The sequence below is a fragment of the Neohoeflea coraliihabitans genome, from assembly GCF_019334345.1.
GTDB classification, from domain to species: domain Bacteria; phylum Pseudomonadota; class Alphaproteobacteria; order Rhizobiales; family Rhizobiaceae; genus Pseudohoeflea; species Pseudohoeflea coraliihabitans.
Window position 1 is genome coordinate 696,011 of the sequence record NZ_JAHWQX010000001.1, and the last position, 18,041, is coordinate 714,051.

General features: G+C 63.3%; 19 protein-coding genes and 1 other RNA gene. 6 read left to right on the forward strand and 14 right to left on the reverse strand.

Going from position 1 to position 18,041, the window contains the following annotated elements; translation table 11 throughout:
- Positions 1-4: 4 nt before the first annotated feature.
- From KY465_RS03290 to ybgC, 4 genes are all read right to left on the reverse strand, one after another.
- Positions 5-1,570 (reverse strand): tripartite tricarboxylate transporter permease, encoded by a 1,566-nt coding sequence (locus KY465_RS03290; protein ID WP_219158396.1) that lies wholly within the window; start codon positions 1,568-1,570, stop codon positions 5-7.
- An 11-nt stretch (positions 1,571-1,581) separates the two neighbouring features.
- Positions 1,582-2,013 carry a tripartite tricarboxylate transporter TctB family protein gene (locus tag KY465_RS03295; RefSeq protein ID WP_219158401.1) on the reverse strand — a complete coding sequence of 144 codons (432 nt, stop codon included), beginning with the start codon at positions 2,011-2,013 and terminating at the stop codon, positions 1,582-1,584.
- Positions 2,014-2,070: 57 nt separating this feature from the next.
- Positions 2,071-3,063: a Bug family tripartite tricarboxylate transporter substrate binding protein gene (locus KY465_RS03300; protein ID WP_255561407.1), complete on the reverse strand. Its 993-nt coding sequence runs from the start codon at positions 3,061-3,063 to the stop codon at positions 2,071-2,073.
- Positions 3,064-3,227: 164 nt separating this feature from the next.
- The gene (gene ybgC / locus KY465_RS03305; RefSeq protein ID WP_219158403.1) at positions 3,228-3,689 is read right to left on the reverse strand and encodes a tol-pal system-associated acyl-CoA thioesterase; all 462 of its coding nucleotides are present in this window, start codon (positions 3,687-3,689) and stop codon (positions 3,228-3,230) included.
- Positions 3,690-3,805: 116 nt separating this feature from the next.
- Here ybgC and KY465_RS03310 point away from each other — a divergent pair, with 116 nt between their 5' ends.
- Genes KY465_RS03310 through KY465_RS03320 form a run of 3 tightly spaced genes read left to right on the forward strand, consistent with a single transcriptional unit; the run spans position 3,806 to position 6,794 of the window.
- Complete coding sequence (locus KY465_RS03310; protein ID WP_219158405.1) at positions 3,806-5,026, forward strand: NAD-dependent epimerase/dehydratase family protein; 1,221 nt, start codon at positions 3,806-3,808, stop codon at positions 5,024-5,026.
- The gene (locus tag KY465_RS03315) at positions 5,023-5,904 is read left to right on the forward strand and encodes a glycosyltransferase (RefSeq protein ID WP_219158407.1); all 882 of its coding nucleotides are present in this window, start codon (positions 5,023-5,025) and stop codon (positions 5,902-5,904) included. Before KY465_RS03310 ends, KY465_RS03315 begins: the two co-directional genes overlap by 4 nt.
- On the forward strand, positions 5,901-6,794 hold the full coding sequence (locus tag KY465_RS03320) for an NAD-dependent epimerase/dehydratase family protein (protein ID WP_219158409.1): 894 nt from the start codon (positions 5,901-5,903) through the stop codon (positions 6,792-6,794). The genes KY465_RS03315 and KY465_RS03320 overlap by 4 nt, the downstream gene beginning before the upstream one ends.
- 18 nt (positions 6,795-6,812) lie before the next feature.
- On the opposite strand, the gene ruvB is transcribed toward KY465_RS03320, so the two are convergent.
- The 3 genes from ruvB to ruvC all read right to left on the reverse strand — a co-directional run bounded on the left by ruvB (position 6,813) and on the right by ruvC (position 9,068).
- The gene (ruvB, locus tag KY465_RS03325; protein ID WP_219158411.1) at positions 6,813-7,853 is read right to left on the reverse strand and encodes a Holliday junction branch migration DNA helicase RuvB; all 1,041 of its coding nucleotides are present in this window, start codon (positions 7,851-7,853) and stop codon (positions 6,813-6,815) included.
- 89 nt (positions 7,854-7,942) lie between these two features.
- Positions 7,943-8,557, reverse strand: a complete 615-nt coding sequence (gene ruvA, locus KY465_RS03330) for a Holliday junction branch migration protein RuvA (protein ID WP_219158413.1) — start codon at positions 8,555-8,557, stop codon at positions 7,943-7,945.
- A 4-nt stretch (positions 8,558-8,561) separates the two neighbouring features.
- Complete coding sequence (ruvC, locus tag KY465_RS03335; RefSeq protein ID WP_219158415.1) at positions 8,562-9,068, reverse strand: crossover junction endodeoxyribonuclease RuvC; 507 nt, start codon at positions 9,066-9,068, stop codon at positions 8,562-8,564.
- 208 nt (positions 9,069-9,276) lie between these two features.
- Here ruvC and KY465_RS03340 point away from each other — a divergent pair, with 208 nt between their 5' ends.
- A complete protein-coding gene (locus tag KY465_RS03340; protein ID WP_219158417.1) occupies positions 9,277-10,266 on the forward strand; it encodes an LLM class flavin-dependent oxidoreductase in 990 nt (329 codons plus the stop codon).
- Between the two features lie 41 nt (positions 10,267-10,307).
- On the opposite strand, the gene KY465_RS03345 is transcribed toward KY465_RS03340, so the two are convergent.
- From KY465_RS03345 to KY465_RS03365, 5 genes are all read right to left on the reverse strand, one after another.
- Positions 10,308-11,054, reverse strand: coding sequence for a YebC/PmpR family DNA-binding transcriptional regulator (locus KY465_RS03345; protein ID WP_219158419.1), 747 nt, complete (start codon positions 11,052-11,054; stop codon positions 10,308-10,310).
- A 95-nt stretch (positions 11,055-11,149) separates the two neighbouring features.
- Complete coding sequence (locus KY465_RS03350; protein WP_219158421.1) at positions 11,150-11,974, reverse strand: TIGR00282 family metallophosphoesterase; 825 nt, start codon at positions 11,972-11,974, stop codon at positions 11,150-11,152.
- A gap of 3 nt (positions 11,975-11,977) precedes the next feature.
- Positions 11,978-12,553 (reverse strand): 5-formyltetrahydrofolate cyclo-ligase, encoded by a 576-nt coding sequence (locus tag KY465_RS03355; RefSeq protein ID WP_219158423.1) that lies wholly within the window; start codon positions 12,551-12,553, stop codon positions 11,978-11,980.
- Positions 12,554-12,705: 152 nt separating this feature from the next.
- A non-coding RNA gene (gene ssrS, locus KY465_RS03360) (6S RNA) lies at positions 12,706-12,863 on the reverse strand.
- Positions 12,864-13,106: 243 nt separating this feature from the next.
- Positions 13,107-13,670: a hypothetical protein gene (locus KY465_RS03365; protein ID WP_219158425.1), complete on the reverse strand. Its 564-nt coding sequence runs from the start codon at positions 13,668-13,670 to the stop codon at positions 13,107-13,109.
- Positions 13,671-13,673: 3 nt separating this feature from the next.
- On the opposite strand from KY465_RS03365, the gene KY465_RS03370 reads away from it, so the two are divergent.
- The gene (locus KY465_RS03370; protein ID WP_219158427.1) at positions 13,674-14,987 is read left to right on the forward strand and encodes an alpha/beta fold hydrolase; all 1,314 of its coding nucleotides are present in this window, start codon (positions 13,674-13,676) and stop codon (positions 14,985-14,987) included.
- A gap of 62 nt (positions 14,988-15,049) precedes the next feature.
- Here KY465_RS03370 and KY465_RS03375 read toward each other — a convergent pair whose 3' ends face one another.
- Positions 15,050-15,406: a cell division protein ZapA gene (locus tag KY465_RS03375; protein ID WP_219158429.1), complete on the reverse strand. Its 357-nt coding sequence runs from the start codon at positions 15,404-15,406 to the stop codon at positions 15,050-15,052.
- A 49-nt stretch (positions 15,407-15,455) separates the two neighbouring features.
- Positions 15,456-15,731, reverse strand: a complete 276-nt coding sequence (locus tag KY465_RS03380; protein WP_219158431.1) for a DUF4164 domain-containing protein — start codon at positions 15,729-15,731, stop codon at positions 15,456-15,458.
- 278 nt (positions 15,732-16,009) lie between these two features.
- On the opposite strand from KY465_RS03380, the gene tkt reads away from it, so the two are divergent.
- Positions 16,010-18,001: a transketolase gene (tkt, locus tag KY465_RS03385; RefSeq protein WP_219158433.1), complete on the forward strand. Its 1,992-nt coding sequence runs from the start codon at positions 16,010-16,012 to the stop codon at positions 17,999-18,001.
- The last annotated feature ends 40 nt before the right edge of the window (positions 18,002-18,041 follow it).

Here is an 18,041-nt window from a genome sequence, read left to right on the forward strand (position 1 = left end):
TCGCTCAGTCGGGGTTGGCCCCTTCGGTCGCCGCTGTCGCCGTCTCGTCCTTTGCCGCCGCTTTGCGCATGCGCGCCCTGACGATGCCGCCGACAAAGATCGGCAGCACGAAACCGACAATGGCGATCGCCCACAGGATCAGGGTCAGCGGCGATCCGACGAGGATCGAATAATCACCATCATTGATGGTCACCGCGCGCCGCAGATTGACCTCCATCTCGTTGCCGAGAAGCGTGCCGAGAATGACCGGAACCAGCGGAACATCAAGCTTGCGCAAAGCCCAGCCCATGATACCGAAGCCGACCATCACCATCAGATCGAAACTGCTGCCGGAAATGCCGTAAATGCCGACGAACGAGATCATGGCAACGATCGGCATCAGGATGCGCGGCGGCACCATCAGCACCCGCACGAACAGCCCGACCATCGGAATGTTCATTGCCAGAAGCATGAAGTTGCCGATGAACAAGGCCGCGATAAGACCCCACACGACATCCGGGTTTTGCGTAAACAGCAGCGGGCCGGGGGTGATGTTGAGCGCCAGCAGGACGGCCAGCAGCACCGCGGTGGTTCCCGACCCCGGCACGCCGAGCGCCAGCATCGGCACAAGCGCTCCGCCGGCCGCGGCATTGTTGCCCGCCTCGGGGGCCGCGACACCGCGCGGGTCGCCGGTGCCGAATGTGCCCTTCTTGTCGACGAGCTTCTTTTCCAGGGAATAGGAAATGAACGAGCCGAGCGAGGCGCCGGCGCCGGGCAGCACACCGGCGATGAAACCGAGGACCGTGGTGCGCAGCATGGTCGGCGTGCAATAGCGGATCAGCCCCCATGACGGCGCGATCTTGCCGATCACCACCTTCGGCTTGGCCGCTTCCTCTTCCGCCGAACCGCGATGTTCGAGGAAGATGAACACCTCCGACAGCGCAAACAGTCCGACGATGGCGACAAGGAAGTCGATCCCGTCATAAAGATGCACCTCGCCAAATGTGAAACGCGGCACGCCGGTCTGGGTATCGACCCCGATCATCGCCAGTCCAAGTCCGAGGGCCGCTGCAAAGGCCGATTTCGCCTGGTTGCTGGCGCTGATCCCGCCTAGCGTCGCAAAGGCCAGGGTGAACAGCGCAAAATACTCGGCCGGCCCGAATAATAGGGCCACCTTGACCAGTTGCGGCGCCAACAGCACGAGACCCCAGGTCGCAAAGAACGCGCCGACGAAAGACGCAATGCCCGACAGCGCCAGGGCTTCGCCGGCCCGCCCCTGCTGCGCCATGGGATAACCGTCGAGACAGGTCATCATCGCGGGCTCGTCGCCCGGTATGTTCAACAGGATCGAGCTGATTCGCCCACCATACATCGCGCCGTAATAGACCGAGGTCAGCAGGATCAGCGCCGGTGTCGGCCCGAGTCCGAGCGTGAAGGCCAGCGGTATGAGGATCGCCACCCCGTTGGACGGGCCGAGGCCCGGCAACGCGCCCATGATCGTGCCGAGAAAGCAGCCGAGCAGCGCCAGTCCGATATTCTGGAATGTCAGCGCTACGGAGAAGCCATCAGCAAGCGAGGAGAGTGTGTCCATGACCTAAACCCTCAGAACCCAAGCGGCCCGGAAGCCAGCGACAGCCCCAGGATCAGCTTGAACACAACATAAATGCCGATCGCCGTGCCGAGACCGACGACAGCTGATTGCAGCGGGCGCGTACCCAGCCGCCATGTCAGATAGCTCGCCGCCAGCGTGGTGGAGATGAGAAACCCGAGTTCCGGCAAGAGCTGCGCATAGGCCAGCATCACCAGGGCCGCCAGACCGATCTCCGCGAGCCGTCCGGCGCGTGGCCAGGAGGGCTCGGGATCCGGTTTGATCAGGAAATAGACAGAGGCAAGAGCCATCACCGCCGCAATGACCAGCGGGAACGTTTTCGGCCCCACGGCATCCGACAGGAAGCTCTCCTGGATGATGGTCGCCTGATACGCGAAAATCAGCGCGATCAGAATGCCGATACCACCGAAGATGCGGTCGCTCATGCTCGTCCCCCCCGCAAGAATGTGGCCCGCCCCTTCATCGGGCGGGCCATGGGTTCCCTATTGGAGGATCCCGATTTCCTTCGACAGCGCCGTGATGTTGTCGACGGAGTCCCTGACGAACGCTTCGAACTCGGCGCCCTGCAGGTCGAGCGGGGCGAGACCGTTCGTCTCCATCACCGCCTTCCATTCGTCACTGGCATACAGCGTGCCAATGGCATCCACCCAGAATTCATAGGCTTCGCCGCTCATGCCGCCCGGCGCATAAAAGCCGCGCCAATTCGCGCCGATTGCGTCGATGCCCTGCTCCTTGGCCGTCGGCATGTCGGCAAATTCACCCTCGAGACGCTCCGGCGCCAGAACCGCCAGCACCTTGATGTCGCCGGAGTCGACAAAGCCCTTCGCTTCCGACAGATCACCGGTGAAGGCCTGCAGGGAACCGGCGAGAAGTTGCGTGACCGCCTCGCCACCGCCGGCAAAGGCAATGTATTTGACGCTCCGCACGTCGGAAATACCGGCTTTCTGAGCGGCGATCAGCACCTTCAGATGATCCCAGCCGCCGACCGCCGAACCGCCGCCGATGCTGACCGAACTCGGGTCATCCTTGATCTTCTCCAGAAGTTCGGGAAGCGTGTTGATCTCGCTGTCCTTCGCGACAGCGATAACACCGTAATCGGCACCCACGGCCGCCAGCCAGCGCACCTGATCCATCGTGTTGCCCGGATAGGCGTTTTGCGCCAGTCGGGTGGCCGTGGCGGACGACGCTGCGATGATCAGATCATTCGCGTCGTTGCGCTTGTTCACCACCTCTGCGAACGCCACGCCGCCACCGCCGCCCGACAGGTTCACCACCTGCATGGTGGATTTGATGAGCCCCAGATCCTGCAGCGACTTGCCGACCTGCCGGCAGGTGAAGTCCCAACCGCCGCCCGGATTTGCCGGGGCGATACATTCCGTCCGTTCCGGTTCAAAGGCACTTGCGGCCGACACCGCCATCGCCAGTGCACCGGCAATCGCCAATCCGCCAATCAGCGGCAATGCTGCTATTTTCATGATCGCTCCTCCCATGACAGTTTTGCTACCCACTCTACGCGCATGACGGGCGGGGATTGGAAACCATAGCATGAAATTTGAGCGTCGCACGCTCGAAAACCGCCAGCGCCGATTTGCCGTTCAGGGCACGGCGAACGGCGGCAATTGAGCCGTTATTCGCGCCTTCAAGGGGAGATGCGCAGCCGCGCCGCCAGCGCGTCCGGCAGACGCCGCGGCCGGCCGAAACCGTTGACCACCGCCACCTGCACCTTCGCCGAAATCAGCAGGTCCTCCTCCCTCCGGATCTCCTGGTGGAGCGTCATGCGTGCGCCGCGCACCTCGTCGGCCTGCGTGGAGATGATCAAGACGTCGTCCATGCGCGCCGGCGACCGGAAATCGATCTCCATCCGCCGCACCACGAAGGCCACGGCTTCTGCCGGGTCGCCGACCGCATGAATCGCACTTTGCGCCACCCCCAGATGGCGGATCATGTCGGTGCGGCCGCGCTCGAGAAAATGCAGATAGCGCGCATGATAGACAACGCCTGAAAAGTCGGTGTCCTCATAATAGACACGCTGGCGCAGCACGTGACCGGCGTCGGTCAGTTCGCCTGCCAGTTCGTGGGGGGTTGTCGAAACATCCCGCATTATCCGTTTCTCCTGCCCTTTTCACGGCGACTGGAACATGCTTTTAAAGCATCGCGCGCCGGTCACAATTGTTTCTTGCAACTGGTGCATAAGGCGGACGAATTCAGGAGCAGACAATGAAAATAGCGATCCTTGGCGGCGACGGTTTCGTCGGCTGGCCGACAGCCCTGCATCTGTCCGATGCCGGCCACGACGTGCACATCATCGACAATCTGTCGCGGCGCTGGATCGACACCGAGCTTGGCGTCCAGTCGCTCACCCCGATGGATTCGATCCAGGAGCGCACCCGCATCTGGCATGCCGAAACCGGCCGCCGCATTCATTTTCACCTCATCGACCTTGCCGGTGATTATCAGCTCTTGAAGAACTGGCTCGATGCGCATCGGCCAGATGCCATTGTTCATTTCGCCCAGCAGCGTGCCGCGCCCTACTCCATGAAGTCGGACCGGCACAAGAACTACACCGTCAACAACAATGTCAGTGCCAGCCACAATCTGCTCAACGCCATGGTCGAGCTTGAGCTCGACGCCCACCTCGTGCATCTCGGCACCATGGGCGTGTACGGCTATTCGACCGTCGGTGCCGCGATCCCCGAGGGCTATCTTCCGGTCGGTATCGAAACCATGTCCGGCGAGACGGTGCAGCAGGAAATCCTCTATCCGGCCAATCCCGGCTCCATCTACCACATGACCAAATGCCTGGATCAGCTGCTGTTTCAGTTTTACGCCAAGAACGATGGCGTGCGCATCACCGACTTGCACCAGGGCATCGTCTGGGGCACCCACACGCCGCAGACGGCACGCCACCCGCAACTGATCAACCGCTTCGATTACGACGGCGATTACGGCACGGTCCTCAACCGCTTTTTGATCCAGGCGGCGATCGGCTATCCGCTGACCGTTCACGGCACCGGTGGCCAGACGCGCGCCTTCATTCACATCCGCGATTGTGTGCGCTGCGTCGAGATCGCCTTGAACAATCCGCCGGCACGCGGCGACCGCGTCGAGATCTTCAACCAGATGACCGAAACGCACCGCGTTCGCGATCTCGCCGAGCTGGTGTCCCGCCTGACCGGTGCCAAGATCGCCATGCTGCCCAATCCGCGCAAGGAGGCGGCCGAGAACGAACTGGTCGTCAACAATGACAAGTTCCTCGCCCTCGGCCTCAACCCGACCCGGCTCGAAGACGGCCTGCTCGAGGAAGTGGTCGAGGTCGCGAAAAAATTCGCCTATCGCGTCGACCGCAGCCGTGTTCCTGCCACCGCCGCCTGGACGCGCGAAATCGCCCCGCGGATCGACAGGGACCCGGAAGGCACGGCGCTCAAATCGGTCTCATGACCGCCCCTGCCGCTGCTGCCTCATCTGCAACCGGGCTGGCACCCGACGGCCCGGCAGGCTCCGAGCGGGCCTATGTCACTCTGGTCACCAATGCCGACTACGCGCTCGGCGCCACGGCGCTGGCCCGCTCGCTGCAACGCACCCAGACCACGGCGGATCTTGTCGTGCTGCACACAGGCGGCGTTGGCCAGGCCGAACTCGCGCCACTCAAAGAGCTTGGCTGCAGGCTGGTGCGCACTGACCTGCTGGCCACCTCGGACGCCTTCAACGCCCGCCATGCCCGTGGCAAGCTGCATGCCGACGCCCCCTTCACCAAGGGGCGCAAACCGGCTTTTCACTCGCCGCTCGACAATTTCTGCAAGCTGCGTCTGTGGCAACTGACCGACTATGCAGCCTGCGTCTTCATCGATGCCGACGCGATCGTGCTCAAGAACATTGACCGGCTGTTCGATTATCCGGAATTTTCCGCCGCGCCCAATGTCTACGAGAGCCTGAGCGATTTTCACCGGCTCAACTCCGGTGTCTTCACGGCGCGCCCGGATGCATCGACCTTCGCCGCCATGCTCGAGCGGCTCGATCAGCCGAACGTGTTCTGGCGGCGCACCGACCAGACCTTCCTGCAGGATTTCTTTCCGGACTGGCATGGACTGCCGGTGTTCGACAACATGCTGCAATATGTCTGGTTCAACCTGCCGGAACTCTGGGATTGGGCATCGATCTCGATCCTGCATTTCCAATACGAGAAACCCTGGGAAAAGGATCACCCGAGGACGGCGCAGCTGCGTCCCCTGATCGACCTGTGGCAGGCGTTCCTCACCGGCGAAGCGATCCCGGACATCGCAACGCTGCCCGGCCCGCCGGCACGTCGCGAGACATGAAGCGGGTCCTTGTTTCCGGCGCCACCGGCCTCGTCGGCCGCTACATCGTCGATCATCTGCTGCAGCACGGCTTTCAGGTCGTTGTCGGCGGGCGCACCCCGCCGCCTTCCGGCGTCTTTCGCAAAGCCTTGCCGCATCGGCTCCTTGCACTCGATCCAGACAGCGATCAGAGCGAAGCCTTTACCGGTATCGATCACTTTGTCCACGCCGCCTTCTCCCACCTCCCCGGTCGCTACCGTGGCGGCGAAGGTGATGATCCGGAGGGCTTTTGCCGCGCCAATCGCGCCGGCACGCTTGCCCTGTTCGAAGCAGCGCGCCGCGCTGGCGTCCGGCGCCTCGTCTTTCTGTCAAGCCGCGCCGTCTACGATGGCGTCACGCCCGGTTCCCTGCTGCGCGAGGATGCGCCCCTCGCCCCCACTTCACTGTACGGCCAGGTCAAGCTTGAAGCGGAGACGGCCCTTGCCGCGCTGCGCCACCCCGGCTTTGACGGTGTCAGCCTGCGTGCCACCGGGGTCTATGGTGATCTCGTTCCCAACAAATGGCAGGGCCTGATTGCCGATTATCTCGCCGGCCGCCCGGTGCCGGCCCGGGCCGCCAGCGAGGTGCATGGCCGTGATCTCGCCGCCGCCATCGTCCTTTTGCTTGCACAGGCAGAGCCCGGCGAAATGCCGGATGCCGTGAACGTCTCCGATATCCTCGTTGACACGCGCGACATCCTGGCCCCCTTCCAGTCAGCCCTTGGCGTGTCCCACCCCCTGCCGCCCGCCGGTGACCCGAACGCCGTGTCGGTGATGAGCATCGAGCGTCTCGCCAGGCTCGGCTGGCAGCCGGGCGGTCGTCCGCTGTTTGACAGGACGATGGCCGGTCTTGCTGCCCGCTGGCCGTTCTGACATCTGTCGCCGCGCCGGCTAGTCCTCGTCGAGCGACAGCCGGAACTGCGCCGCTTCGAGATCCTTCGGCATGGCCATGCCAAGGTGGCCGAAGGCGCGATTGGTGAGCAACCGTCCGCGCGGCGTGCGCTGGATGAACCCCTGCTGGATCAGATAGGGCTCGATAATGTCCTCGATGGCATCGCGCGGTTCCGACAGCCCAGCCGCGATCGTCTCGATGCCCACCGGACCGCCGCCAAAATTCCCGGCAATCATCGTCAGGTAGCGCATATCAAGCTGATCCAGCCCCATGCTGTCGACAGACAGCCGTGTCAGCGCCGCATCGGCAATGTCCCGGCTGACCGCATCCGCTTCCGCCACTTCCGCAAAATCGCGCACCCGGCGCAACAGCCGCCCGGCGATCCGTGGTGTGCCGCGCGCCCGCCGCGCAATTTCCCGCGCCCCTTCGTCGGTCATGCCAAGCCCCATGATCCGGGCCCCGCGCCGCACGATCAGCTCAAGTTCTTCGACCGAGTAGAACTCCAGCCGGACCGGGATGCCGAAGCGATCGCGCAACGGATTGGTCAGAAGTCCAAGCCGCGTTGTCGCCGCCACCAGGGTGAAGCGCGCCAGGTCGATCTTGACCGACCGGGCCGCCGGCCCTTCACCGATGATCAGATCGAGCTGGAAATCCTCCATCGCCGGGTACAAGATCTCCTCGACTGCAGGATTGAGCCGGTGAATCTCGTCGATGAACAGGACATCCCCGTCTTCCAGGTTGGTCAGCAGCGCCGCCAGATCGCCGGACTTGGCGATCACCGGCCCCGAGGTCGAGCGAAAATTGACCCCCAGTTCCTTCGCCATGATCTGCGCCAGCGTCGTCTTGCCAAGCCCCGGCGGACCGACGAACAAGACGTGATCGAGCGCCTCGCCGCGCGCCTTGGCCGCCGCGATGAACACTTTCAGGTTGGCGCGCGCTTCGGCCTGTCCGGTAAAATCGTCGAGCCGCTGCGGCCGGAGGCTCTGTTCCAGATCCTCGCCGCGCTTCTCCGGATCGATCAATCGATCGGCCTCGCTCATTAATTCACTCCGTAGCTGGCGCTCGGGCGCCCATGGCCGCCGACAAACCCGTCATCTCCTAGCAAGATCACCCGGCCATGAACAAGCAATCAGCGCGACAATTCCTTCAGGCCAAGTCGAATGAGCTTGGCTGCATCGGCGTCCTCGCCGGCCGTCTTCAAGGCGGCCGCGACAGCATTGGCCGCCTGATCGCGGCTGTAGCCAAGATTGCTCAGCGCCGAGACGGCATCGGTCACCGGACCGGTCGCGACACCCTCGCCAAGCTCCTGTTTCAGGCCGATCGCCGGCGCCGCATCACCGGCATAGGCCGGTGCCTTCGACTTCAGTTCGGTGACGATCCGTTCGGCCACTTTCTTGCCCACCCCGGGCGACCGCGCCACCATCGCAACATCGCGCAGCGCCACCGCATTGGCGATCTCCGACGGGCTCAGCGTCGACAACACCGCCAGCGCCACCTTGGCGCCAACGCCCTGCACCCCCTGCAGCAGGCGAAACCATTCCCGCTCCAGATGCGAACCGAAGCCGAACAGCCGGAACTGATCCTCGCGCACATAGGTTTCGATATGCAACACCGCCGCCTCGCCGACGCTCAGCCGCGCCACCGTACGCGAGGCGCATGACACCGCGTAGCAGACCCCATGCACATCGATCAGCACCAGATCGCCATCGATCTCGTCGATCGTGCCTTTCAGCTTTCCGATCATGCCGTCACTCCGCTGCCATCCGCCAGCCCGGCGCCGCCCGGTGATGCGCATGGCAAATGGCAATCGCCAGCGCATCGGCGGCATCGTCACTGTCAAATGTGGCGCGCGGCATCAAGACCTTGACCATCATGCGGATCTGCCCCTTGTCGCCGTGCCCGACACCGATAACCGTCTTCTTGACGGCATTCGGAGCATATTCACAAACCCGCAGACCCGCCCGTGCCGGCACCAGCATGGCAATGCCGCGCGCCTGCCCCAGTTTGAGGGTCGCCGCCGCATTCTTGTTGACGAAGGTGTTCTCGACCGCCGCCTCGCTTGGCCGGAAGGAATGAACGATCTCTGCCAGGCCGTCATGCAATTGCATCAGCCGGGTCGCAAGATCGCAATCCGCGTTGGAGCTGACCGTGCCCGAGGCGACAAAGCGCAACGTATTGCCGAGGCTTTCAACCAGGCCCCAGCCGGTCCGCCGAAGCCCCGGATCGATGCCGATGATGCGAATCGCCTCTGTCATGCCGGAATCCTAGCCGCCCCGCCGCGACCTTTCCATCAAAATGTGAACAAAACAAAAACATCTCTCAGCCGGACGCAGCGCCTTTGGCAAATGCGACTCGCATGCCTAAATAGAAGAACGGCCCGGCGCAAATTGCCCGCCTGATTTCCATTTCCCCGCCGCGGCGCCTCTGCCGCAGCCGCGGGCGACTGTCCCGAAAGCTTGATTGATGACCGCGTTCTCCATCCTTGACCTTTGCCCCATCATTGAAGGCGGCGATGCCCGCCAGGCGCTCGCCGAGACCCGTGAGATGGCCAAGGCGGCCGAGGATGCGGGTTTCGCCCGCTTCTGGCTTGCCGAGCACCACGGCATGGCGGGCATTGCCAGCGCCGCCACGGCCCTGGTCATCGCCGAGGCCGGCCATGCCACCGAGACGATCCGCATCGGCTCCGGCGGCATCATGCTGCCCAACCACGCGCCCCTGGTCATCGCCGAACAGTTCGGCACGCTGGAAGCGCTGTTTCCCGGCCGCGTCGATCTCGGCCTCGGACGTGCGCCGGGGACCGACATGGCGACCGCCCGCGCCTTGCGGCGCAATCTCGAGGCCGGCGCTCAGAGCTTCCCCAATGACATTCTCGAATTGCAGGCCTATCTCGGCGAACCACAGGACGGCCAGCGGCTGCGCGCGGTGCCCGGCGAAGGCGCCAATGTGCCCATCTGGATTCTCGGCTCCAGCCTCTACAGCGCGCATCTCGCCGCCGCTCTCGGCCTGCCCTACGCCTTCGCATCGCATTTCGCGCCCGACCAGCTGTTCGAGGCGCTTGAGATCTACCGCACCGGCTTCAAGCCGTCAGCTCAGCTCGACGCGCCTTATGTGCTGGCCGCTGTCATGGGCGTCATCGCCGCGACCGACGAGGAGGCCGCCTATCACTTCACCTCGGTGCAGCAGAATTTCGTCAACATGCGCCGCAATGCGCGCGGCAAGATGCCGAAGCCGGTCGCTTCCATGGATGAAATCTGGACCGAGATGGAAAGGACGATGGTCGAGCACACCTTGCGCTTTGCCATTGTCGGCGGCCCAGACAAGGCGCGCGAGAACATGGCCCGCTTTCTCGCCGACACCGGCGCCGACGAGATCATGGTGTCGATCCCGGTTTACGCGATCGAGGCGCGGCTCGATGCGGTCCGGCGCTTTGCCGCGCTTCGCGACAGTCTCTGACATCACGCCGACGACGGGACAGAAACCCGCCGCTTGCCGGATCAGGCCGACAGCTTCGCCATCACCTCGTCATCGACCTCGAAGTTGGCATAGACATTCTGCACATCGTCGTCATCGTCGAGCACGCTGATCAGCCGCAACACCGACATCGCCTTGTCCTCATCGACCGGCGTCATCGTCTGCGGCTTCCACACGGCACGCACGGATTCGGCTTCGCCGAGCTGGTCTTCCAGTGATTTCGACACATCGCCGATATCCTCGAAGGCGCACAGGATGGTGTGGCCATCATCATCGCTCGTCACATCCTCGGCGCCGGCCATGATCGCCGCTTCCATGATCTCGTCCGCCGTGCCCTTGTCGGCGGGATAGACGATCTCGCCGACCCGATTGAACATGAAGCCGACCGATCCGGTTTCTCCGAGCGCGCCGCCGGATTTGGTGAAGGCCGCGCGCACGGTGGAAGCGGTGCGGTTGCGATTGTCGGTCAGTGCCTCGACAATGACCGCCACGCCGCCCGGCCCGTAGCCCTCATAGCGCACTTCCTCGTAGTTCTCGCTGTCGCCGCCCGACGCCTTGCTGATTGCGCGTTGGATATTGTCTTTCGGCATCGATTGCGACTTGGCGTTCTGAATCGCCAGTCGCAGACGCGGGTTCATTGCCGGATCGGGCGCACCCATTTTTGCCGCGACCGTGATCTCGCGCGCCAGCTTGGAGAAGATCTTCGAGCGCACGGCATCCTGCCGGCCCTTGCGGTGCATGATGTTCTTGAATTGTGAATGACCTGCCATCGCGTCTTCTATCCCGTTCTCAATATGCCGGCCTTATAATCGCGCCACTGCTGTTCGTCCAGAACCGGCGCCACAACCGATCCTTCGCCGCCCGGTCAAGTCCAGAACGAGGGCACGCTTTCGCTCAAGCGGGCGCCAAGGCGAAGCGGCGCGATCTTCTCCGCCAGGCCGGTCCGGTCGGAGATCTCCACCGCCACACCACAAATGGTCGCCGGCCCCGATGCCGCTTCAAAGCGCCCTTTCGGCAACCGCGTGATGAACCGGTTGAGCGGCTCCTCCTTGTCCATGCCAAGCGAGGAATCATAGTCTCCGCACATGCCGGCATCGCTCATATAGGCGGTACCGCCATCAAGGATCATCGCGTCCGCCGTCGGAATGTGCGTATGCGTGCCGACCACCAGACTGGCCTGCCCGTCAAGAAAATGCGCAAAACACATTTTCTCGCTGGTCGCCTCGGCGTGGAAATCGAACACCACCGCATCCGCCTGCTCTCCGAGCGGCGTATCCTGCAGGATGCCCTCGGCGCAGCCGAATGGGTCGTCGAGATCGGGATGCATGAACACCCGCCCCATCACATTGGCCACAAGCACGCGCGCCCCGTTGCGCGCCACATAAAGGTTGGAACCGCGTCCCGGTGTGCCCTGCGGATAGTTCGCCGGCCGCAGGAACTGCGCGTAATTGTCCGCATAAATGACCGTCTCGCGCTGATCGAAAGCATGGTTTCCGGTCGTCACCACATCGGCGCCGGCGGCCAGCGTGCTCTGCAAAATATCTTCGGTGATGCCGAAACCTCCGGCAGCGTTCTCGCCATTGACGATAACGAAATCGAGTTTGTAATCACGGATCAGACTGGGCAACCGTTCGAACACCGCGTTGCGCCCGGTGCGCCCGACCATGTCGCCAAGAAAAAGTAGTCGCATCGTCTATTGCTCTCCCGCCGCGAACCGTCTGAGGCCGCTTTCGGTCAGGACCTCGTCGAGCGGCACGTCATGCGCTTCCGCTGCGATGAGATCGGTTTCCTGCATGTCGAACGCCGCTCCGACCAACCGCACCGAGCGACCCTCGGCGCGCAGGCGGGCGATCGCCCTGTCATAATGGCCGGCGCCGTAGCCGAGTCGATGGCCGCGCCGGTCAAAGGCCGCCAAAGGCAGCAGGATGACGTCCGGCGACACCACCGCCGCATCATCGGCCGGACCGCGCGTGCCAAACCCGGTCTCCACCAGCCCCGTGTCACGGTCAAAGGCGCGGAAGACGATCGTCTGCCGATCGACCACCACCGGCAGACACAGGCGCGCCCCGCACTCGCGCAGACGCACCAGCAATGGTCGCAGATCCGGTTCCGAGCGAATGGGCAGAAATCCGGCCACGAGTGTTCCGGGCGCAATCTGCAGCGCCGCCGCATGGCCTTCCATGGCCAGGCTTTTCTCGATCCGGGACTGCACCGGCAACCGGTCCCGGCGGTCCAGCACGGCGCGTCGCAGGCTCTGCTTGTCGAGCAAGGTGGCGTCTCCAGTTTGCCCACCGCGAAAAGCCGGTGTGTGCAGCGCTGTGGCCACCCTGTCAATGGCCCTCGAGCCGGGACCCCGGCCTGAACGCCGAAAACCGGCGTTGAGCGCAACCGGCCGGAACAGGGAACATATTTTTTTGGAAAGCGCGATCCGCGACGACCGATGGACGGTTCGATCCCGGGAAGCCTACAATGTAGGTGGGTGCCGTGTGTCCAAGCCCACGGGCCTGGCCAGGGACAGCTCCCTTAGGATCAAGTAAGGCCCCGGGGATTGTGTGTCCTGTCGAGAAGCGCAGATCGCAATTCGTATATAGGACAAATTCGGCGCACCGCAATCCGGCGCTCCTCGTTTTGCGCGCGCCGCGAAACGCCAGGGCGCTCAAAGGCAAGACCCGTGGCGAAACGGCCACCTCGCCGCGGCCATCAGACGGTCATTCGCTTGAGATAAAGTTTCGCGACGATATGATGCACCAACGGGAATCGGACATGACAGTATGAAGCCGGCGGAAGAAGCAGCCCTGCCAAGGGCCATCGAAAGCATCTATTCATACTTCAACGGCGAACGTGAATTCGCAGAATTCATGCGCAATATTGAAGCGTTCATCAACGACGGCAGCGACGAGAGCAACGGCAGCAAGGACGAGTCCGCGGATCGGACCAACCACTTCCAGATTGCCGGTGAACTGGCTCGCACCCTCTCGCCCGGTCCGCAGGCCCACTACCGCGCTCTCGCGCAGGGCCCGGCTGTGACGATCGTCATTGACGCTGACCTGCGCGTCGTCGCGCAGTCGACCTCCGCCCGCGAACTGTTCGGCGACATAGATGGCCTCGGCCTCTCGCTGCGCGCGGGAAGCCGATCCCTGCATCAGCATCCCAATCCATTGCTTCAAGAGGCCCGGGACAAACTGCAGCGACAACTTGCCGGCCCGGTGCTGGACAAACTCGCAGCCCTTTTGAAGATTGAACCGCCGCCCTGCGCGACACACGGCAACTCCGTCGATCGCCCATCGATTGCGCCAGACTCCGGCGCAACGGGCGACGGCCCCCAGATGCAGCTGCCGGGGGCGGATTGCTGCCGGGACATCAGCGGTGGCACCGCCGAGCGCCATTTCGTGCGATCCGCCATTGACGGCGCCTACGTCGCGCTGACCCGTCCGGCCGGGCTCGATGCCGTCGCTGTGACGCTGCCGGCGACCACCTGGACTGCCCGCATCGCCGGCATCCTGCAACGGTCGCTCGGTCTGACACGCTCGGAGAGAGAAGTTTTCGAACTGATGCTGACCGGCAAGTCCAATGTCGAAATCTCGCACAAGCGCCACCGCTCCATCGACACCGTCAAGAGCCAGACGCGGTCGATCTTTCGCAAGCTCGGCGTCTCCTCGCGCGTCGAGGCGGTCCAGGTTGTCAAGGACATCGCCAGCCTCGCGGCCTTTTCCGGCGCCCCTTCCGCTGCTGAGGCGCAATATGCGCCCGGTTCCGAGACGCTTCCCTTCGCCCATGATCCATCCGTCTGGCGGCGGCTGCGAATCGGTGAACGCCGCATCGGTTACGTCCATTATCCGCTCGAGGACGATCCGCCGGCGTATCCGCGCCGTCAGATCCTCCTGTTCCATGGTCTAGCCCAGGGTCCGGAACTGTCCAAACGGACCCGACGCGCCTTCTTTCGCGCCGGTTTCGAACTGATCGGAGTTTCAAAGCCCGGCTACGGCGCCAGCAGCGGCGCGCCGAGCGATGCCGGCTATCTGGCCACCTGCGTCGCAGACGCGCATCACATCGCCAAGATTCACGGTTTCGAGCGGCCGGTCATCCTGGCGCATCTCTTCGGCGCCCATGCCGCACTTAAATATTGCCGTGCCTATCCGTTCGACATCTCCGGCATCGTCTTTTGTTCCAGCTATTTTCCGCTGCAGATGGCCGCCGATTTGCAGCCGCTCGGCGCTCTGCAGAAACTGGCCACGTCGCGCGGTATCGCGTCTCGGGCAACCCATAGTTTCATCGTCAATGCCGGTTTCGCCTATCTGCGTTACGGCGGCGCCCAGCGCTATCTGAAAGCGCTCGCCGAGCAATCGCCAAGCGACCGCGAAGCGCTGCAGGACGATGACATATTCGGCGTGCTGCAGGCGGGCATCCGGCATGTCACGCAAAATGGCAGATCGGCCTTCCTCAACGACAGTGGCGCCAGCCGCGGCGACTGGACTGCGCTTGTTGAAGAGAACACAGCGCCCTCCATCGTCCTGCATGGGCAAAGCGATCCGGCCGTCAATTCCAGGCTCGCGCGCTTTGCTGCCGAGCGAATGCGCCGGGCCCGCTATGAGGAAGTTCCTGAGGTCGGACAGCAGCTCTTGCACGTCGTGCCGGAGATGGTGGCGGCTGCCTGCGCCGAACTCTTCGAGCACACACGCCAGAACACCGCCAATATCGCCTAGAGACGCAGCGGCGAGGAAGCCGCTCCGGCTTGTCCAGGCCCCCGGCTTTGCCTGGCCCGGGTCTAGACTTTCAGCTTGCCGGCGATCGCCTCGATGCGGCCGGTCACCTCCTGCAGCGCAGTGGCGAGTTCCGCGTCGGTCTTGTCCACCCGGCTGAGCGCATTGTCCCGGGTCTTCTTCAGGGTTTCGAGCTCCGCTTCCAGGCCGCGCACCTTGCGCTGCACTTCATGCAACTCGTCCATCACCATGATACCCGACATCACCGTCAGGCGCAGGTCGCCTATTTCGCCGAACTGTGACTTCAAATGACCGACATAGCGGTCGAACCGTCCGGCGAGATCGGTCAGATGCTCTTCCTGGCCCTCCTCGCAGGCCATGCGGTAGGACTTGCCATCAATTGTGACCGTTACCTGTGCCATTCGATTTCCTGTCGTGTGTTGATCGCTCGCACCGCCTTTGATCCTGACCCTAGCGATCGAGCACGGCGCGGATTGTCTCCATCGCCGTCACGAGGCGGCGCGAGACTTCGCGGTTCGCCTCCTCAAGCCGGTTGCCGCGATGCTCCGCCGCGTCCAATTCCTGCGCCAGCCGCGAGCGGTCCTCCAGCATGCGTGTCAATTCGGCTTCCGCCTGCTCGGCATTATGACCATTTTCAACCTGTCGATCGACGGCATTTTCCAGCTGATCGAGCGCTCCCCGCAGCGACTCCAAGGCCGATTTGACAGATTTTTCAGTGCTGATCATGAACAATTCCGTCGGATAGGTCGCGCCGAATCGCTGCAAAGACCGTAACTTGCAGAAAATACCTTATTCACCGGTCGAATAGGCCGTCAACAAGGCGCACAGCCTGTCCCCATCGAATGGGATCCCGCTGGCTGGGGAGAGCCCGTGCTGCACCGCCGCGGATTTGTTGACTCCATGGAGCCACCTGCTATGTGTGCGCCGCTCCACGAGCCCTCCCGGGTAACCGATTGTCGGTCTTGAGGGCCGAGTAACAACAGCAAGCGAGAAAGCGCTCCATTATGGTTTCACGCGAAAAACACGACCGGATGGCCAATGCAATCCGGTTCCTGTCGATGGACGCCGTCCAGAAGGCGAAATCCGGCCATCCCGGCCTGCCGATGGGCGCCGCCGATATCGCCACGGTGCTCTTTTCGCGCTTCCTGAAATTTGACCCCAAGAAGCCCGACTGGCCGGACCGCGACCGCTTCGTGCTGTCTGCCGGTCATGGATCGATGCTGCTGTACTCGCTTCTTTATCTGACCGGCTACGATGACATCTCGATCGATGCCATCAAGAACTTCCGGCAGCTTGGCGCGCCGACCGCCGGCCATCCCGAATACGGTCATGCCGCCGGCATCGAGACAACCACGGGACCGCTCGGCCAGGGCATCGGCAATGCCGTCGGCATGGCGATAGCCGAACGCCACCTGGCTGCCGAATTCGGCGATGAACTGGTTGACCATCACACCTATGTGCTGGCCGGCGACGGCTGCCTGATGGAAGGCATTTCGCAAGAGGCAATCACCCTTGCCGGTCATCTCAAGCTCAACAAGCTGATTCTGTTCTGGGACGACAACGGCATCTCGATCGACGGTCCGGTGTCGATTTCGGACTCCACCGATCAGATCGGTCGCTTTGCTGCGGCCGGCTGGAACACCCTGGAAATTGATGGGCACGATCCGGAAGCGATCGCCAGCGCCATTGAGACCGCCCAGGCGTCGGACAAGCCGACAATGATCGCCTGCAAGACAACCATCGGCTTCGGTGCGCCGACCAAGTCCGGCACCGCCGGGGCCCACGGCTCACCGCTCGGCCCCGACGAGATTGCCGCAACGCGCAAGGCGCTTGGCTGGGAGGCCGAGCCCTTTGTCGTGCCGTCCGAGGTGCTGGATGCCTGGCGTCTGGCCGGCCTGCGCAACGTCAAGTGCCGCAAGGCATGGGAAAGCCGGCTCGGCGAGGCTGACAGCGACCAGCGCGTTGCGTTGACGCGCCGCATGACCGGTGATCTGCCGGGTGGCCTTGAAGCGGCGATTGTCAAATACAAGAAGCAGCTGGCGACCGACCGGCCCGAAGTTGCCACCCGCAAGTCGTCGCAGATGGCGCTTGAGGTCATCAATGCCGTCGTGCCGGAAACCATCGGCGGTTCGGCCGACCTGACCGGGTCCAACAACACCAATACCAGCCAGACGAAGGCCATCACCCCCGACGATTTCTCCGGCCGCTTCATTCACTGGGGCATTCGCGAGCACGGCATGGCCGCGGCGATGAACGGCATGGCGCTGCATGGCGGCGTCATCCCCTATTCCGGCGGTTTCCTGATCTTCTCCGATTATTGCCGGCCATCGATCCGCCTTGCGGCGCTGATGGGCATCCGTGTCATTCATGTCCTCACCCATGATTCGATCGGCCTGGGCGAAGACGGCCCGACGCACCAGCCGGTCGAGCACATGGCGGCCCTGCGCGCCATCCCCAATCTGGCGATGTTCCGGCCCGCCGACGCGGTCGAAACCGCCGAGTGCTGGCAATTGGCGCTGGAAATGAAGAAAAGACCTTCCGGCCTGGCGCTGACGCGGCAGAACCTGCCGACCGTGCGCGAGGAATTCGTCGAGGAAAACCTGTCGGCCTTTGGCGCCTATGATCTGGTGTCGGCAAGCGACGCCGAGATCACCATCTTCGCCTCCGGTTCCGAAGTGTCGATCGCTCTCGAGGCGCGCCAGCAGCTTGAAGCCAAGGGACATGCAACGCGCGTCGTCTCCGTGCCGAGTTTCGAATTGTTCGAGGACCAGAACTCCGAATACAAGGCGGCCATTGTCGGCAATTCACCGGTCAAGATCGCCATCGAGGCCGGTATCCGCCAGGGTTGGGACCGCTTCATCGGATCGGACGGCATATTCATCGGCATGTCGGGCTTCGGCGCTTCGGGCCGCTATGAGGATCTCTTCGCCCATTTCGGCATCACCGCCGAGGCGGCCGTGGCTGCCGCGATAGAGCGTTTGGAAGACAAGGCCTGATCACGACGACGGGCTGACACTGTTGCAAGACGAGAAGGAG

Bases quoted from the DNA above. Each gene is read 5' to 3' on its own strand.
- KY465_RS03290 (WP_219158396.1), bottom strand. From the start codon at position 1,570: ATGGACACACTCTCCTCGCTTGCTGATGGCTTCTCCGTAGCGCTGACA.
- KY465_RS03295 (WP_219158401.1), bottom strand. From the start codon at position 2,013: ATGAGCGACCGCATCTTCGGTGGTATCGGCATTCTGATCGCGCTGATT.
- KY465_RS03300 (WP_255561407.1), bottom strand. From the start codon at position 3,063: ATGAAAATAGCAGCATTGCCGCTGATTGGCGGATTGGCGATTGCCGGT.
- ybgC (WP_219158403.1), bottom strand. From the start codon at position 3,689: ATGCGGGATGTTTCGACAACCCCCCACGAACTGGCAGGCGAACTGACC.
- KY465_RS03310 (WP_219158405.1), top strand. From the start codon at position 3,806: ATGAAAATAGCGATCCTTGGCGGCGACGGTTTCGTCGGCTGGCCGACA.
- KY465_RS03315 (WP_219158407.1), top strand. From the start codon at position 5,023: ATGACCGCCCCTGCCGCTGCTGCCTCATCTGCAACCGGGCTGGCACCC.
- KY465_RS03320 (WP_219158409.1), top strand. From the start codon at position 5,901: ATGAAGCGGGTCCTTGTTTCCGGCGCCACCGGCCTCGTCGGCCGCTAC.
- ruvB (WP_219158411.1), bottom strand. From the start codon at position 7,853: ATGAGCGAGGCCGATCGATTGATCGATCCGGAGAAGCGCGGCGAGGAT.
- ruvA (WP_219158413.1), bottom strand. From the start codon at position 8,557: ATGATCGGAAAGCTGAAAGGCACGATCGACGAGATCGATGGCGATCTG.
- ruvC (WP_219158415.1), bottom strand. From the start codon at position 9,068: ATGACAGAGGCGATTCGCATCATCGGCATCGATCCGGGGCTTCGGCGG.
- KY465_RS03340 (WP_219158417.1), top strand. From the start codon at position 9,277: ATGACCGCGTTCTCCATCCTTGACCTTTGCCCCATCATTGAAGGCGGC.
- KY465_RS03345 (WP_219158419.1), bottom strand. From the start codon at position 11,054: ATGGCAGGTCATTCACAATTCAAGAACATCATGCACCGCAAGGGCCGG.
- KY465_RS03350 (WP_219158421.1), bottom strand. From the start codon at position 11,974: ATGCGACTACTTTTTCTTGGCGACATGGTCGGGCGCACCGGGCGCAAC.
- KY465_RS03365 (WP_219158425.1), bottom strand. From the start codon at position 13,670: ATGGCGCTCGGCGGTGCCACCGCTGATGTCCCGGCAGCAATCCGCCCC.
- KY465_RS03375 (WP_219158429.1), bottom strand. From the start codon at position 15,406: ATGGCACAGGTAACGGTCACAATTGATGGCAAGTCCTACCGCATGGCC.
- KY465_RS03380 (WP_219158431.1), bottom strand. From the start codon at position 15,731: ATGATCAGCACTGAAAAATCTGTCAAATCGGCCTTGGAGTCGCTGCGG.
- tkt (WP_219158433.1), top strand. From the start codon at position 16,010: ATGGTTTCACGCGAAAAACACGACCGGATGGCCAATGCAATCCGGTTC.